10 protein-coding genes, 3 pseudogenes and 1 riboswitch are annotated in these 15,579 nt (G+C 71.3%); of the genes and pseudogenes, 8 read left to right on the top strand and 5 right to left on the bottom strand.

Annotated elements, in window-relative coordinates; all coding sequences use genetic code 11:
* Window positions 1–109 precede the first annotated feature (109 nt).
* The 5 genes and pseudogenes from AB0C46_RS17980 to AB0C46_RS17960 all read left to right on the top strand — a co-directional run.
* Window positions 110–589, top strand: a complete 480-nt coding sequence (locus AB0C46_RS17980; protein WP_362828830.1) for a BlaI/MecI/CopY family transcriptional regulator — start codon at window positions 110–112, stop codon at window positions 587–589.
* A 3-nt stretch (window positions 590–592) separates the two neighbouring features.
* A pseudogene (locus tag AB0C46_RS17975) lies at window positions 593–1,553 on the top strand (M56 family metallopeptidase).
* 142 nt (window positions 1,554–1,695) lie between these two features.
* Window positions 1,696–1,941: a hypothetical protein gene (locus AB0C46_RS17970; protein WP_362828750.1), complete on the top strand. Its 246-nt coding sequence runs from the start codon at window positions 1,696–1,698 to the stop codon at window positions 1,939–1,941.
* A gap of 312 nt (window positions 1,942–2,253) precedes the next feature.
* Complete coding sequence (locus AB0C46_RS17965) at window positions 2,254–3,582, top strand: LCP family protein (RefSeq protein ID WP_362828829.1); 1,329 nt, start codon at window positions 2,254–2,256, stop codon at window positions 3,580–3,582.
* Between the two features lie 133 nt (window positions 3,583–3,715).
* Window positions 3,716–3,824 (top strand): annotated as a pseudogene (locus AB0C46_RS17960) (leucine zipper domain-containing protein); the annotation flags it as partial.
* 82 nt (window positions 3,825–3,906) lie between these two features.
* On the opposite strand, the gene AB0C46_RS17955 reads toward AB0C46_RS17960, so the two are convergent.
* The 4 genes and pseudogenes from AB0C46_RS17955 to AB0C46_RS17940 form a co-directional block, all read right to left on the bottom strand.
* Window positions 3,907–5,238, bottom strand: coding sequence for a hypothetical protein (locus AB0C46_RS17955; RefSeq protein ID WP_362828749.1), 1,332 nt, complete (start codon window positions 5,236–5,238; stop codon window positions 3,907–3,909).
* Window positions 5,239–6,144: 906 nt separating this feature from the next.
* Window positions 6,145–6,319, bottom strand: a pseudogene (locus AB0C46_RS17950) (IS5/IS1182 family transposase); the annotation flags it as partial.
* A gap of 44 nt (window positions 6,320–6,363) precedes the next feature.
* A complete protein-coding gene (locus AB0C46_RS17945; protein ID WP_362828748.1) occupies window positions 6,364–6,891 on the bottom strand; it encodes a CGNR zinc finger domain-containing protein in 528 nt (175 codons plus the stop codon).
* A 433-nt stretch (window positions 6,892–7,324) separates the two neighbouring features.
* Complete coding sequence (locus tag AB0C46_RS17940; protein WP_362828747.1) at window positions 7,325–7,597, bottom strand: DUF1876 domain-containing protein; 273 nt, start codon at window positions 7,595–7,597, stop codon at window positions 7,325–7,327.
* Window positions 7,598–7,815: 218 nt separating this feature from the next.
* Between AB0C46_RS17940 and AB0C46_RS17935 the strand changes: the two genes are divergently transcribed.
* A complete protein-coding gene (locus AB0C46_RS17935) occupies window positions 7,816–8,547 on the top strand; it encodes a DUF4097 family beta strand repeat-containing protein (protein WP_362828746.1) in 732 nt (243 codons plus the stop codon).
* A gap of 281 nt (window positions 8,548–8,828) precedes the next feature.
* Window positions 8,829–9,965 (top strand): MFS transporter, encoded by a 1,137-nt coding sequence (locus tag AB0C46_RS17930; RefSeq protein WP_362828828.1) that lies wholly within the window; start codon window positions 8,829–8,831, stop codon window positions 9,963–9,965.
* 18 nt (window positions 9,966–9,983) lie between these two features.
* Here the strand turns inward: AB0C46_RS17930 and cobN are convergent, their stop codons facing one another.
* Complete coding sequence (gene cobN / locus AB0C46_RS17925) at window positions 9,984–13,586, bottom strand: cobaltochelatase subunit CobN (protein ID WP_362828745.1); 3,603 nt, start codon at window positions 13,584–13,586, stop codon at window positions 9,984–9,986.
* A 44-nt stretch (window positions 13,587–13,630) separates the two neighbouring features.
* Window positions 13,631–13,742, bottom strand: a riboswitch (cobalamin riboswitch).
* Window positions 13,743–13,931: 189 nt separating this feature from the next.
* On the opposite strand from cobN, the gene AB0C46_RS17920 reads away from it, so the two are divergent.
* Window positions 13,932–15,572, top strand: coding sequence for a cobalamin biosynthesis protein CobG (locus AB0C46_RS17920; protein ID WP_362828744.1), 1,641 nt, complete (start codon window positions 13,932–13,934; stop codon window positions 15,570–15,572).
* Window positions 15,573–15,579: the final 7 nt, after the last annotated feature.

The raw sequence follows: 15,579 nt of genomic DNA, 5'->3' as shown, positions 1-15,579 counted from the left end.
AGTGGGCGGGAAGTCCTTCGGGAAGGCGCTGGGCAGTGGGGGAACCCCTGGGCCGGGGGAGTTCGGCGGCCCCGGACGGGAGCGCGCCCGCCGGCGCGGACAGGGCCAGCTGGAGGCCCAGGTGCTGGCCGCGCTGCACGAGGCGTCCGGCCCGGCCACCGCCGCCTGGGTGCAGGAACGGCTCGGCGACGGCCTCGCGTACACGACCGTGATGACGATCCTGTCCCGGCTGCACGCCAAACAGGCCGTCACCCGTGAACGGTCCGGCCGCGCCTACGTCTGGACCCCGGCCGCCGACGAGGCCGGTCTCGCGGCACTGCGGATGCGCCGCGTACTGGACGGGGAACCGGACCGGGACGCCGTACTGACCAGCTTTGTCTCCGCGCTCTCCGCACACGACGAGCAATTGCTGCGCGCCCTCCTCGACCGCGCCACGGCCGACGGCCCGGCGCCCGCCGACGCCCCGGAGCCCGCCGATGGCCCGGCACCCGCCGATGGCCCGGCACCCGCCGGCGCCCCGCCCGCGGAGCCCGGCCCGGACCCGGCGCCCCGCCGGCACCACCCCTCGGACGAAGCACGCGGAGGCTGACCGGTGGGCGTCTTCGTGTTCCTGCCGCTCGTCCTGCCACTCACCGCGCTGCCGATCGCCCGGCTCGCGGAACAGCACCTCCACCCGCGCGCCACCACCCGGCTGCTGACCCTGCTCGCCGCGGTCCTCGGCCTGTGCAGCACCCTCTGCCTGGGGCTGCTGATGGTCGTCGGCACCGCCCAACTGCCCGGCAATCCGCTGCCCGACGGCTGGTCGGACCCACAGGTGCGGGCCGCGGTCCCCTACGCCGAGATCGCCGGTGTCGCCGCGATCCCGGCGCTGGCCTCCGCGCTCACCGTGGGCGGCGCCGCGCTGCGCCGGTACGGCCGGGTCCGCGCCCGTGCCCACCGTGCGCTGGAGGTACTGCCGGCCTGCGCCGACCCCGCGGTGCTGCCGGACGACGACCCGTACGCCTACGCCGTGCCCGGCATTCCCGCCCGCCCCGGACGCCCGGCCCGGCCGGATCGCGGTCTCCCGCGGCATGCTGCGCAGCCTGGACGGCGACGAGCGGCGCGCCCTGTTCGCCCATGAGCGCGCACATCTGAACTGCCGTCACCACCGCGCTCTGCTCGTCGTACGCCTGGCCGGCTGCGTCAACCCGCTGTTGCTGCCGCTGCGTTCCGCGGTCGCCTTCGCCACCGAGCGCTGGGCGGACGAGGAGGCGGCGCGGGTGGTCGGCGACCGGCGGCTGACCGCCCGTGCCGTGGGGCGGGCGGCGCTGGTCGCGCGGCCGGCGCCGGCCGTGGAACTGGCGCAGTTCGCCGCGCCCGAACCGGGGCCGGTGCCACGCCGGGTGGCGGCGCTGCTCGGGCCCGTGCCGCCGGCCCGCCACTGGCCGCCGGCGCTGACCCCGGCGGGCCTGGCGGCTCTGGTCGCCGCGGCGGGCACGGCCGCCTCCGCGCTCTCCGCGCTCAACGCAGCGGTTGCGCTGTTCGTCGTTCTCAAGGCAGCAACGCCGCTCTGAGTGCACACTGATCCTTGACCTCGCCGGGCCGGACCCGGCGCACCGCGCGGCGAACGCTCCACAGCAGGCAACTTCTACAACACTGTAGATCTTCCCGGTAGAGTGCGCGCAGATTGCGCAACAGGCGCGGCCGGAGGGGGAGATGGCGACGAGGTGCGGACTCCTGACCTGGGACTGCCCGCCTCCAGAGGCGGAGGTGCGATGGGTCTATCAGCCGGTGGAGGTCCAATACCCGGACGGCAGATGGACGTTGGGCCGGATCAACGCCTGGTGGACGGACGGCGCGGGCGAGTTGTGGTGCCGGCTGCGTACCCTGCCCGGCGCCTGTCCGCAGTGGCTGCGTTACGACCCCGAGTCCATTCTGCTGCTGCCCAGCGCCGGCATCTGAACCGCCACCCCCTGCCGACGCCGCCGGTCCCCCCGGCTGCCGGGACCACCCCCTCCCCCGTACAGCACCACCCGCATCACCAGCATCAGAAGGACCAGAAGGGCCATCGGCGTGCATGACAGGCAGACGCACCAGCAGACGGCCCGACGGGGCGCCGACGGCGCACCCGGCTCGTCCTCTCCCACCGGCGACGACTCCCGCGCCCCCGGCGGCTCCCGCGCGTCCGGCACCGGATCGCGCCGTAAACCCACCGAATCAGGCCGCCGGTCCGGGGATGGCTCCCGTAAGGGAGGCCGGCCGGGCACCCTGCGGATGACCCGCCGGGGCCGCATCCTCGCCTGGACCGGCGGCGTACTCGGCGTCCTGCTGCTCGCCACGGCCGGTGTCGGGGCGTGGGTCTACCAGGAGCTGGACGGCAACATCCGCGGCGTGGACATCGGGGTCGACGGCGACCGGCCGGCCAACCTCAGCCCCGGCTCGAAGAACATCCTGGTCGTCGGCTCCGACAGCCGCGCGGGCGCCAACGCCAAGTACGGCAGGGACCTGACCACCATGCAGTCGGACACGCTGATGGTGCTGCACATCGCCGCCAACCGTAAGTGGGCCACCGCGGTGTCCTTCCCCCGTGACTCCTGGGTGCAGATCCCCGCGTGCACCCGCGGCAACGGCTCGAAGTCGTCCCCGCACCACTTCAAGATCAACGAGGCGTTCTCGATCGGCGGGGACTCCGGGAGCATCGAAAAGGCCGCGGCCTGCACCATCAAGACCGTCGAGCAGAACACCGGGCTGCGCATCGACCACTTCACCTCGGTCGACTTCCAGGGCTTCAAGGGGATGGTCAACGCCCTGGGCGGCATAGAGGTCTGCCCCAAGTACGCCATCCACGACAAGAAGGCCCACCTGGACATGGACGCGGGCTGCCAGAACGTCCAGGACGAGAAGGCGCTCGGCTATGTCCGCACCCGCTACAGCGTCGGCGACGGCTCCGACCTCGGCCGCATCGGCCGTCAGCAGGAATTCATGAAGGCACTGGCCGCGAAGGCCCAGTCGAAGCTCACCAGCCCGGGTGAGCTCTACGACTTCCTCAAGTCGGCCACCAAGTCCATCACCACCGACAACGACCTGGACGGCCTCAAGCCGCTGTACGACCTGGCGTCGACCGTCCAGGACGTCCCCACCGACCGCCTCACCTTCCTGACCGTCCCCAACTACTCGCGCGAGGCCGACGTCCCCACCGACAAGGCCAATGTCGTCTGGCAATACCCGCAGGCCGGCGGGCTGTTCGCCGACCTCGCGCACGACCGGGAGGTCGGCGCCGCCGAGAAGAAGAAGTTCGCCGAGGCCGCCAAGCACCCGGTGACCGCCCGTTCCGTGCAGGTCCGGGTGCTCAACGGCACCGGCACTCCCGGCCGGGCGGCCGCCGCCGCCGAGCAGCTGCGCAAGCTCGGCTTCACGGTCATCGCCACCGGCAACGCCCCGGCGACGGACAAGACGACGCTCACCTACCCGGCCGCGCTCAAGGACCGGAGCGCGGTCCTCGCCGGCCGCCTCCCCGGCACCAAGGCGACGGAATCGGCCGACGCGGCACCGGGCGCGGTAACACTGACGATCGGACCGGACTTCCCGGCGGACAAGCCCTAGGTGTGCGGTCCGGGGAGGTTGTGGATGCTGAGGCAGGTCTCGGCTGCGGGATCTTGAACGGGTGAGGGCCTTCCGGGTTCGGTGTGGATGACGACGTCCACACCGAACCCGGAAGGCCCTCGTGCCCAGGGCCCTGGGCGAGGCGGGCATGACGGACCGGTCCTCCCGCCCCCGGCGCAGCCCGCACCGCACCCCGACCCGGACCGAACGCCCGGATCATCAAGGTCCGCGTGCTGCGCCGGTGAGGCTCGGCCCGCAGGGCAACGCCCGCCTGCACAACCTCACCCTCGCGGCCACCTCACGTCTGGGCACACCCCTCGGTCGTTACTTGGCTGCGTGCCAGCCGAGTGAGGAGATGTTCTTGTACATGTTGTTGGTGGCGTTAGGAACCTTTGCCCCGAAGGTCTTCCCGAGACCCGAGAAGAGAGATTCCGGGGAGGATCCGAACGACTTTTTCCCGGGGTAGATGAACGGGAGCATGCCGACCACGTAGGTGTAGGCGTCGTCCATGGTGAAGGTGTTCTTGACTCCGTTCGTAGTGTTGTTCCAGCAGTCTGTTCCGGGGTATGCATCCATGGCGACGGCGGCGTTGGACGAGCGGGCAGTGGTCCAGGCAAAGCTCTTGCACAGGTTGCCGTCGGTGTGGACGGTCAGATCGGCCTTCCAGCCGGCGATTGTGGTGGCGCCCATTGCGGCCCAGGAGCCAGTGCCCTCCATTTGGAGAACCGGGGTGACTGCGCCGACTATGTACCCGCTCGGTGGGTCCGCCTCGACGCACTGCCCGGCGGTGACGGTGCCGGACTGATAGTGCCCGTCAGTGCCGACTCCTTCCGCATTGGTGGTGGTGTAGTCGAACACGAAGTAGGCGGTGAATGCGCCCCAGTTGCACATGCGAACGGAGTTGGCCCATCGCTCCGTGACAGAGAACGGGATCGAATCAACCTGATTGTTCTCTACGGCTTTTCCTTCCTGTACCGGGAAGAAGTTCCAGGTCAGGTCCGCAGCCGCCTCATTGGCCTTGTCTTTGGTGGTGAGTGCGTCTTTTCCATCTTGGCCATCGGAACAGTTCCCGTACTGGGGCGCCCAGGAACCCACCTGGGGCTCCTGCGATCGGTCAGATTTGAGGCATCCGTCCAGGTCCAGCGGCCTGACGAAGTAGCCTCCGGGGCGCAGGCCCGGGGCCGCGTAGAACACTTGTGAGGACTCGTTGCACGTGGTCCACGTTGTCGGACCGCCGGCGGCGTTGTCCGCGGGAAGAGCGAGGCAGGTGTTGGCAGCTGTGCTTCTGATGCGAAAGTATCCGGAGCCCATGTCCATGGCGTCGTCCAGCGCCACCTCATTCCCGGGAACTGATCCACGGTCGAGTGCGGCTTGCGCCTTCTCCAGCGGCTTGTCTTCCGGTAGGCCGGCCTGCATGATCGTCGGCGCCCGCTCGTCGAATTTGCCAACGGTGAATGAGGTCCTGGCGATCTCAGAGCCGGCGACGTTCAGCGTTGCGTAGTAGCGTCCGCTTCTCCCCGTCACCTGGGGATGAAACGAGCCGCTGGACTTACCTAGCATTGATTGAGCGATCCATTGATCTTTTCCGGGAGTCGACCCGACCTTGTAGATCGTGATCGAACTTTGATCGCTGGGAGATGCGTAGTCCAAGGTCACGCTTGCTCCCAATGCATAGGCGCTCGCATCCGCTCGCAAGCTGGGCGAGGCCTCATCGGCATGAGCCGGCAACGGGCCGAGCACCAGGGTGACGATCGCCGCACAGAGCACGGCCGTGAACGCCGCCAGGGACCGTCTTCGCGAGCAATAGTTGAAACCAGGTCTACGTGACATTAGTTATTCCCTCCATGTCGAAGGTGCTGGGATGCATGTTGGAGAAAGGGAATGACGAAAGTGACGTGATGGCCAACAATTCGGGCGCCAGCGAGCGTCAGCACAACCGCTACGCCCCACCCGGCACGAGGAGCCCACCCCCTCCCGCGCCGGTGTCTACCAGTTTCCGACCGCGACCGTCACGTGCGTATCTGCATCGTCATCATCAAGAGTTGAGACTTTCCGGATTCGAAATGAAGATTGACTGCCAACAACCCATTTCGCGACAAGCGCAGGTGAGGCTGTCTCCGGTCCTAAAGATCACCGAACGCAGCTGACTTGCAGAAATCGACTTCCCTGGACCTGTGGAGGACTCGGTACGAACCGCTGGCGCGCACCCACCCGTTAGCAGAGAGGCCATCCGGGACCAGAAACCGCGGGCCCATGCGGTACCTCAGCTCTCCCCTCCGCAAATATCGATCACGAGTTGCGTGCAGGATTCTCGTTGACGTACTGGCCGCATACATCCGTCACCTGACGGATATCCCGGAACCGGACCTCCACCGAAGCCCTCCATGCCGTCGGCCTCACCCGCGCCCAACTGCCCGCCCGTCTGTTCTCCCCCGGTCGTCGCCGAGAGCGGCGCCAAACTCTCCACGTCGCTGATCCGCGAGGTCCCCTTGCCCGAGGGAGCCGTCGACTAGGACGCATAGTGAGTCGTGATCAATGAGCGGTCCGAGTGGAGTCTTTGCCTCAGATCATCGAGGCACGCAGGTGGAGGCCGGCGAGGCAGCTGTCGGGGGTCTCGTCGTCTCGGGTGGCGATGCCTCGCCAGGGCTTGAGCTTGTTGATCAGGCGCTCGACAGTGCCGTTCCTTGTAGAGGTCGGCGTCGTGGCCGACGGGCCGACGGGCTCCCCAGCGAGACCGCCCACGGCGTTCCTCATGGCCTGGCCCATGGCTCTCGTCAGCCGCTACCGCTTGCCGCCCGGGTACCGGGAACGATGGCGCAACACCGCTTCGGTGTTTCCGCAGCGTGCCGTGCAGTACCGCCGCCGCCCGTTCCTGGACGTGTCCACATAGGCGCGGGAGCACTCGGCGCGCAGGCATCGCCCGAGTCTTGCGCCCCCTTCCCAGCACAGGACGAAGGCGAGGCCGCCGGCGGTGACCGCCTTGACCCGGGAGAGCACGTCGGCCGAGTCGGGGACGAAGTGAAGATGGGGCTGGAGGCCGTCGTGGGTGGTCACCCAGGGGCGGATGGTCGCCGCCATCAGCAGGTCGTTCACGGCTGAGCACTGCTCAGCGGGATCGGTGGAACCGAAAACGCGGGCCAGTTGGTCCCGCCAGCACCGAAAGCCGTCCACATCGGCGTCGCCGACTGCCGGGCGGCGGATCTCGTGCGCCTCCAGCAGGCTTTGCACGCTTGCCGCGCTCATCTCGGGCAGATTGATCAAATCGGCCGACAGTACGGCCCCGAGACGGCCGTAGTGATTCTGCTTCACGTGACCTTCCCGGGCATTACGGAACCCCACTGCCGGTGGTTTGGCGCTTCCCATCCGGGCTCACCCGGATCAGCTGGACGTCGGAGAGAGCGATGAGCCATCCGCTGGTGTGGCACCACAGGTACCGCACCATTCCCTCGGACGTGAGGTGTTCCGAGATCGGTCGGCAGGATTCGGAGGAGAGGCCGCATGCGGGACACCACCACGGTTCACACTGCGCATCTGGGATTCGTGCCATGTCCGCCAGCGTGCGGTCATGGGTCAAATACATTCAACCATTACATGTGCGGCGGGAGCAGGGCGTCAGTCCTGCGGACAGGGCGGGCGCCTCACGGCACACCGGTCACGGCACACCGGTCACGGCACACCGGTCACGGCACACCGAAAGGACGCCGGGCCGGGTCTGCCGGACGGCGTCCGGTGTGCCGATGGCTCAGGCGCGCAGGCGTTCCACCGGCCGGGCCGTGTGCACCTCGATATCGTGCGCGGCCCGCTGGAGCAGCTGGTGGCTGAGGTCCGACATCGCCCGTGCCACCGCCAGCTCGTCGCCGATGGCCGGGACGTTCTCGTCGGCGGGATTGCAGCGCGCCGCTCCCTGGCCGACCATCTGCCCGCCTTCCTTGCCGCGCAGCCTGGCCTCGGCCCTGACCTCCATGTCGGTCTCGGTGATGCTGATCTCGGCGTTCCATGTCTTCGTGGCAGTCACCGGAAGCCTCCTCGTCCACCCCATGAGCAGCACAGGAACCACCCCCACAAAAATCGTCGCACCGGCGCCCGCGGGCCGCACCTGGGGCTCACCACACCCCGATCCGGGGGATTTCCCCATGGTCCGGCCGCGACCGCGGCCATAGCCTCGTCATAGCGGGGGAGCAGGCGGGGCAGGGCCCTCACCTCGTCAACTACCGACCATTTCCGGGGGAATTCATGCGTCAGCAGGTCCGCTTCATCGGGGTCGTCGCGATGGCCGGCATCGGGGTGTGCGCGCTCAGCGCCTGTGGCTTGCTGACCGGGAAGACCTTTCAGGACGACGCCACGGTGTCGAAGAAGATCACGTCCATCCGGCTGGACAGCGGCTCGGGGGGCCTCACCGTGCGCGGCGGCAAGGGCGGCGGCACGGCGTCGGTCCACCGCGCGGTGTCGTACCGCGGCGACCGTCCCCAGGGCGCCACCCACCGCGTCGAGGACGGTGTGCTGATGCTCGCCGGCTGTGGCACGCACTGCACCGTGGACTACACGGTCGAGCTGCCGGCCGGCATCCCGGTGAGCGGGGAGACCTCGGCCGGTTCGGTGGAGCTGACCAAGGTGGGCCCGGTGAAGATGACCACCTCCTCAGGGGATATCCAGCTGGACGGCGTGGCCGGCGCGGTCGACGCGCGGACCAGCAACGGCCGGATCACCGGCCGCGGCCTGTCGGGCGCGCGCACCTCGGCCGAGACCTCCAACGGAGCGATCGACCTCACCCCCGCCGCCGCGCAGAACGTCCGGGCGAGGACGTCCAACGGCGAGATCACGGTGCGGCTGCCGAAGGGCCCGTACCGGCTGTCCGCCGAGACCGACAACGGCGAGAAGCACATAGGCATCGCCCAGGACCCGGCGGCACGCTTCCAGCTGGATCTGGCCACCAGCAACGGGGACATCACCGCGAAGGCCGCCTGACGGGAGCCGCCGCCGTCGGGGCGGCGGGCCACCACCACGTCGGATAGCTGCCAGACGCGGGGCGCCGGGCGCGCTGGACTGGAGGGCACCGCTTTCGCTCGCCCACCAGGACGGAATCCATGTCACCCGCCACCCGTACGTCCGGCGCGGCCCGCTCCGGCAGCACCACCCCCGTGCCCTCCGCGACCCCGGATGCCACCACCGCCGATGCCACCGCCCCCGAGGCCACCGCCGTACCGGCCCGGTCGCCGTGGGACGGCCGGCTCGCCGTGCTCGCGGTGATGCTGGGGCTCTTCGCCATCGTCACCACCGAGATCCTGCCGATCGGCCTACTGACCGTCATCGGGGCCGACTTCGGCATCTCGGACGGCACCGCGGGGCTGATGATGACCATCCCCGGAGTCCTCGCCGCCCTCGCCGCTCCCACCGTCACCGTGGCCACCGCCCGGATCGACCGGCGGCTGATGCTGTGTGCCTTCGTCCTCCTGCTGGCGCTGGCGAACCTCCTCGCCGCGGCCGCCCCCGCCTATTGGCTCGTGCTGCTCTCCCGCGTCATGGTGGGCATCACCATCGGCGGCTTCTGGTCGATCGGGGCGGGTCTGGCCGAGCGGCTGGTACGACCGGAAGCGGTCGGCCGGGCCACCGCGGTGATCTTCTCCGCGGTGCCCCTGGGCTCCGTGCTCGGGCTGCCTGCCGGCACCTTCATCGGGGATCTCGCCAACTGGCGGACCGCGTTCGCCGTCATGGGGGCCGTGGCCATCGGGGTGTTCGTCCTGATGGCTCTGGTGACCCCCGCACTGCCTGCCCGGCAGCTGACCCGGCCCCGGGTACTGCGTGAGGTGCTGCGCCGCACCCCCACCCGCTTCGCGCTGCTGATGACCTTCCTCATCGTGCTGGCGCACTTCGGCGCCTACACCTATGTCACTCCGTTCCTGGAGCAGGTCACCCACCTGGCGTCCCCCGGCCTGGTCACCGTGTTCCTGCTGACGTACGGAGCCGCCGGGATCGCCGGCAACTTCCTGGGCGGTGCCACAGTGACCCGCCGCCCCCGGGCCACCTTCGGGACCGCGGCGGCCCTGCTGGCCGGTGCCACCCTGCTGCTGCCCCTCCTCGGCCGGGGGGCGTGGGGTGCGCTGACGCTGCTGATCGTCTGGGGAATCGCCTACGGAGCGGTACCGGTCTCGTCGCAGACCTGGTTCGTCAAGGCCGCCCCCGACGCCCCGGAGGCGGCCTCGGTGCTCTTCACCGCGTCGTTCCAGGCGACCCTTTCGCTCGGCGCGCTGGTCGGCGGGGTCGTCCTGGACCGCACCTCCCCCTCGGCGGTCATGGCGCTCGGCGGAGCGACAGCGGTCCTGGTGGCCCTGACCGCATGGCTGCACTTCGCCGGACGCCATGACTGGCAGCGAGGCAGCGACTGAGCTCCGCCCCGCCGCAGGTCAGTCCTCCCCCTCCAGCTCCCCTTCGGTCTCCAGGAACGCCTGGCGCAGGGCCGCCAGCGTCTCGGCGTCCGGCTTCTCCCACATCCCGCGGGATTCCGCCTCCAGGAGGCGTTCGGCGATCCCGTGCAGGGCCCAGGGGTTGGCCTCCTCCAGGAAGGCACGGTTCTCGGGGTCGAGGACGTAGGTCTGGGCGAGCTTGTCGTACATCCAGTCGGCGACGACGCCCGTGGTGGCGTCATAGCCGAACAAGTAGTCCACGGTGGCGGCGAGTTCGAAGGCGCCCTTGTAACCGTGGCGGCGCATCGCCTCGATCCAGCGGGGGTTGACCACCCGGGCGCGGAAGACCCGGGAGGTCTCCTCGACCAGGGTGCGGGTGCGGACCGTCTCCGGGCGGGTGGAGTCACCGATGTACGCCTCGGGGGCCTTGCCCTTGAGCGCCTTGACGGTGGCGACCATGCCGCCGTGGTACTGGAAGTAGTCGTCGGAGTCGGCGATGTCGTGTTCGCGGGTGTCCGTGTTCTTCGCCGCCACCGCGATGCGCTTGTAGGCGGTCTCCATCTCGGAGCGGGCCGGGCGGCCTTCCAGCCCGCGGCCGTAGGCGTAGCCGCCCCACACCGTGTAGACCTCGGCGAGGTCCGCGTCGGTGCGCCAGTCGCGGGAGTCGATCAGCTGGAGCAGGCCCGCGCCGTACGTCCCCGGGCGGGAGCCGAAGATGCGCGTGGTGGCGCGGCGTTCGTCGCCGTGGTCGGCGAGGTCGGCCTGGGTGTGGGCGCGGACGTAGTTGTCCGCGGCCGGCTCGTCCAGTCCGGCGGCGAGCCGTACCGCGTCGTCGAGCAGGCCGATGACATGCGGGAAGGCGTCCCGGAAGAAGCCGGAGATGCGCAGCGTGACATCGACACGGGGACGGCCGAGTTCGGCGAGGGGGATGGGCTCCAGCCCGTTGACCCGGCGCGAGGCGTCGTCCCAGACGGGGCGGACACCCAGCAGCGCCAGCGCCTCGGCCACATCGTCACCGGACGTCCGCATGGCGCTGGTGCCCCACAGCGACAGACCGACGGACTGCGGCCAGTCGCCGTTGTCGTCGCGGTAGCGCGCCAGGAGGGAGTCGGCGAGGGCCTGGCCGGTCTCCCAGGCGAGGCGGGAGGGCACGGCCTTGGGGTCGACGGAGTAGAAGTTCCGGCCCGTCGGCAGCACGTTGACCAGGCCACGGAGCGGGGAGCCGGAGGGGCCGGCCGGGACGAAGCCGCCGTTGAGGGCGTGCACGGCGTGGTCGATCTCGTCGGTGGTGGCGGCGAGCCGCGGGACGACCTGACGGGCGGCGAAGTCGAGGATGTCGGCGACCGCGGACGGGTGCCCCTCGGCGACCGCGGACACCGCCGCCGGGTCCCAGGCCGCGTCCTCCATCGCCTGGACCAGGCCGCGGGCGGTTTCCTCGGCCGCGTCGGCGGTCGTCCGGGTGGCCGCCGACTCGTCGAGACCCAGCGCCTCCCGCAGACCGGGCAGGGCGGAAGTGCCGCCCCAGATCTGCCGGGCGCGAAGGATGGCGAGGACAAGATTGACCCGGGCCGCGCCGGTGGGCGCCCCGCCCAGGACATGCAGTCCGTCGCGGATCTGGGCGTCCTTGACCTCACACAGCCAGCCGTCGACGTGCAGCAGGAAGTCGTCAAAGCCGTCGTCGTCGGGGCGGGCCTCCAGGCCCAGGTCGTGGTCGAGCTTGGCGGCCTGGATCAGCGTCCAGATCTGGGCGCGGATCGCGGGCAGCTTGGCCGGGTCCATGGCGGAGATGGCGGCGTACTCGTCGAGGAGCTGCTCCAGGCGCGCGATGTCGCCGTAGGACTCGGCGCGGGCCATCGGCGGGACGAGGTGGTCGACGAGGGTGGCGTGGACCCGGCGCTTGGCCTGGGTGCCCTCGCCGGGGTCGTTGACCAGGAAGGGGTAGACGAGCGGGAGGTCACCGAGGGCGGCGTCCGGGCCGCAGGCCGCGGACAGGCCCGCGTTCTTGCCGGGCAGCCACTCCAGGTTGCCGTGCTTGCCCAGGTGGACCATGGCGTCCGCGCCGAAGCCGCCGTCGTCCGCGGAGGCCGCGATCCAGCGGTAGGCCGCCAAGTAGTGGTGCGAGGGCGGCAGATCGGGGTCGTGGTAGATCGCGATCGGGTTCTCGCCGAAGCCGCGCGGCGGCTGGATGAGGATCAGGAGATTGCCGCGGCGCAGGGCGGCCAGCACGATGTCGCCGTCGGGGTTCCGGCTGCGGTCGACGAACATCTCGCCGGGCGGCGGGCCCCAGTGCCCCTCGACGGAGTCCCGGAGTTCCTGCGGCAGCGTGGCGTACCAGCGCTTGTAGTCGGCGGCCGGGATACGGACCGGGTTGCGGGCGAGCTGCTCCTCCGTGAGCCACTCCTGGTCGTGGCCGCCGGCCTCGATGAGGGCGTAGATCAGCTCGTCACCGTCGCCGGAGACGAGGCCGGGAACCTCTTCGGTGCCGAAGTCGTAGCCGTCGGCCTGAAGCCGGCGCAGCAGGGCCACGGCACTGGCCGGGGTGTCCAGGCCGACCGCGTTGCCGATCCGGGAGTGCTTGGTCGGGTAGGCGGACAGCACCAGCGCGAGGCGCTTCTCCGCGGCCGGGATGTGGCGCAGCCGGGCGTGCCGGACGGCGATCCCGGCGACCCGGGCGGCGCGCTCGGGGTCGGCGGCGTAGACCGGCAGGCCGTCCTCGTCGACCTCCTTGAAGGAGAACGGGACGGTGATCAGCCGGCCGTCGAACTCGGGGACCGCGATCTGCGAGGCGGCGTCCAGCGGCGACAGCCCCTCGTCGTTCTCCTCCCAGGCGCTGCGCGGCCCGGTCAGGCACAGGGCCTGCAGGATCGGCACGTCCAGGGCGGCCAGCGCGCCCGCGTCCCAGGACTCGTCGTCGCCGCCGGCGGAGGCCTCGGCAGGCTTGGTGCCGCCCGCCGCGAGAACCGTGGTGACCAGGGCGTCGGCGGCCCCCAGCGCCTCGATCAACTCCGGCTCGGGGGCGCGGAGGGAGGCCACGAACAGCGGCCGGGCGCGCCCGCCCGCCGCCTCGATCTGCTCGCACAGGGTCCGGACAAAGGCGGTGTTGCCGCTCATGTGGTGGGCGCGGTAGTAGAGCACGGCGACCAGCGGGCCGCTCTCGTTGCGGCCTTCCCAGTCCAGCGGGCCCCAGGACGGGGCGGGCTCCGGCGGCTCGAAGCCATGGCCGGTCAGCAGCACCGTGTCGGAGAGGAAGCGGGCGAGCTGGTCGAGGTTGGCGGGACCGCCGTGCGCGAGGTAGGCGTGCGCCTCGGCCGCGATACCGACCGGGACCGTGGACTGCTCCATGAGCTGGGCGTCGGGGGCCTGTTCACCGGTGAGCACGACGACGGGCCGGTGCTGGTCCTCGGCGAGCAGCACCTCCAGGCCCTCCTCCCAGGCGCGGATGCCGCCGAGGAGGCGCACGACGACGAGGTCGGTGCCCTCCAGCAGCGCGGGGAGTTCGGCGACGTCGAGGCGGGCGGGGTTGGCGAGCCGGTACGGCACGGGACCCGTGGCCGCGCGGGCGCTGAGCAGGTCGGTGTCGGAGGTCGACAGCAGCAGAAGCATGCGAGCGCAGGCCTTCCTCGGGGTATCCGCGCCCCGGGTGGTCGTATGGACGGCGGGAGTTCCTGGCTCACCCGGCAGCTGCCGGGTTCACAGTGGCGGGACCGCGCCGGATTCGCACCGGGCTTCCTCCCTTGGGCCGTAAGGCCCTGCGCCGTCGCTGGCGTCCGGCGGGCCAGCCGACCCACCGACCTGCATAGTAAGGGCTGTGGACGGGGGAGGTAAGCGGGCCTCCGGAGCAGCCGTACCGGGACGGGGGCGCACACCTCCGTACGCGGATCCGGGCCGGGGTCCGTGGCCGGATCCGGCCCGGATGGGCCACCCCTCTCCGTGGGTATGCTCGCGGCCATGCCGCCCTCCCCCTCGATACGGCCCCAAGGGACCGAACCGCCCATACGGGACCGCGGTGACGCCTGCCCGGGAGCGCTGCGGCTGCACTCCGCCGCCGACGGTCACCTCGCCCGAGTGCGACTGCCCGCCGGAGATTTGACGGTGCGTCAGGCAGCGGCGCTGGCCGACGCCGCGGACCGGCTCGGCGACGGCCATCTCTCGCTCACCTCCCGCGGCAACGCGGAACTCCGCGGCCTCCCGGACGGCTGCGGCGGCCGGCTCGCCGCCCTGCTGCGCGACGCCGGTCTGCTGCCCTCCGAGCGCCACGAACGCATCCGCAACATCCTCGCCTCCCCGCTGGCAGGACTGGACCGGCACACCCCTTCTGACGTGCGGTTGTGGGCCCGTGAGCTGGACGGACTGCTCTGCGCGAGCGAGTCCGCGACCGCGCTGTCGGGCCGTTTCCTCTTCGTCCTGGACGACGGACGGGGCGATGTGGCGGCGCTCGGCGGCGATGTGAGCTTGGTCGCAGAACCGGGCGGGACCGGGGCGCCGGCGGAGCACGGGGACCTGCCCGGCTCCGGGTGCCCGGCCGGGTCCGGGGGCACCGCGCTGCTACGGGTCGGCGACGATCCGGCGGCGCTGCGGATCGCCGGTCCGGACGTCCCGCGCGCCGCACTCACCGCCGCCGAGGCCTTCCTGACCGCCGCCGGGGCGAGCGGCAGCGGCGCCTGGCGGGTACGTGAACTCCCCGACGGACATGGCCTGACGGCCCGGGTGGTCGCGGAGCGACTGCAGGCGGCGGGGATCGGGGCGGAGGTTGTGAGCATTGGGGCGGAGTGTGCGGCCGGGGACGTTGCCGGGACCGCGAACGCGAGCGCGGCCGGGGACGTTGCCAGGACCACGAACGCGAGCGCGGCCGGGGACGTGGCCGGGACCGCGGCTGTGGCCGAGGCGGCCGCGCCCGACTCCGTGCCGTACGCCACCCCTGTGCCGTACGCCGACTCCCTCCCGTACGCCGGTTCCGTCCCATCCGCCGGTTCCCTCCCGTACGCCGGTTCCGTCCCATCCGCCGGTTCCATCCCGTACGCCGACTCCTCCTCCCCCGGCGTCATCGAGGGCAGCGACGGCGCCCGCGCGCTCTCCGTGCTCGCGCCGCTGGGACGGCTGTCGGTCGCCCAGTGGCGCCTGCTGACCGCCGTCGCCGCCGAGGACGGTGCCGGCGCGCTCCGCCTCACCCCCTGGCGCGGCATCGTCATCCCCGGGCTGTCCGCCGACACGGCAGCCCCCCGCCTGCGCGAACTGTCCGCCGCCGGGCTGATCACCGGCCCGGACTCCCCCTGGCACCGCATCGGCGCCTGCACCGGCCGCCCCGGCTGCGCCAAGTCCCGTACCGACGTACGGGCCGACGCGACGGCCGCGGTGACGGCGGGCGCCCCCGTCCCCGGCGAGCCAGGACAGCAGCCCGCCCTGCATCAGCTCCCCGTGTACTGGTCCGGCTGCGAACGCCGCTGCGGCCACCCGCACGGCGCCTGGGTCGATGTGCTGGCGACGGCGCAGGGCTACCGGGTATCGGTCGTACGGCCGACGGCCACAGCCGCCCCGCACCCCGCACCGGTGGCGACACCCTCCGCAGCGCCATCCGCCGCCACCGCATGAACCGCCC

This window comes from Streptomyces sp. NPDC048637, assembly GCF_040650675.1.
GTDB lineage: Bacteria > Actinomycetota > Actinomycetes > Streptomycetales > Streptomycetaceae > Streptomyces.
This window is presented reverse-complemented; position numbering and strand designations above follow the sequence as displayed.

What these genes read in the sequence shown, in the direction of transcription:
- AB0C46_RS17920 (WP_362828744.1), top strand. Translation starts at nt 13,932, where the DNA reads ATGCCGCCCTCCCCCTCGATACGGCCCCAAGGGACCGAACCGCCCATA.
- AB0C46_RS17935 (WP_362828746.1), top strand. Translation starts at nt 7,816, where the DNA reads ATGCGTCAGCAGGTCCGCTTCATCGGGGTCGTCGCGATGGCCGGCATC.
- cobN (WP_362828745.1), bottom strand. Translation starts at nt 13,586, where the DNA reads ATGCTTCTGCTGCTGTCGACCTCCGACACCGACCTGCTCAGCGCCCGC.
- AB0C46_RS17965 (WP_362828829.1), top strand. Translation starts at nt 2,254, where the DNA reads ATGACCCGCCGGGGCCGCATCCTCGCCTGGACCGGCGGCGTACTCGGC.
- AB0C46_RS17930 (WP_362828828.1), top strand. Translation starts at nt 8,829, where the DNA reads ATGCTGGGGCTCTTCGCCATCGTCACCACCGAGATCCTGCCGATCGGC.
- AB0C46_RS17970 (WP_362828750.1), top strand. Translation starts at nt 1,696, where the DNA reads ATGGCGACGAGGTGCGGACTCCTGACCTGGGACTGCCCGCCTCCAGAG.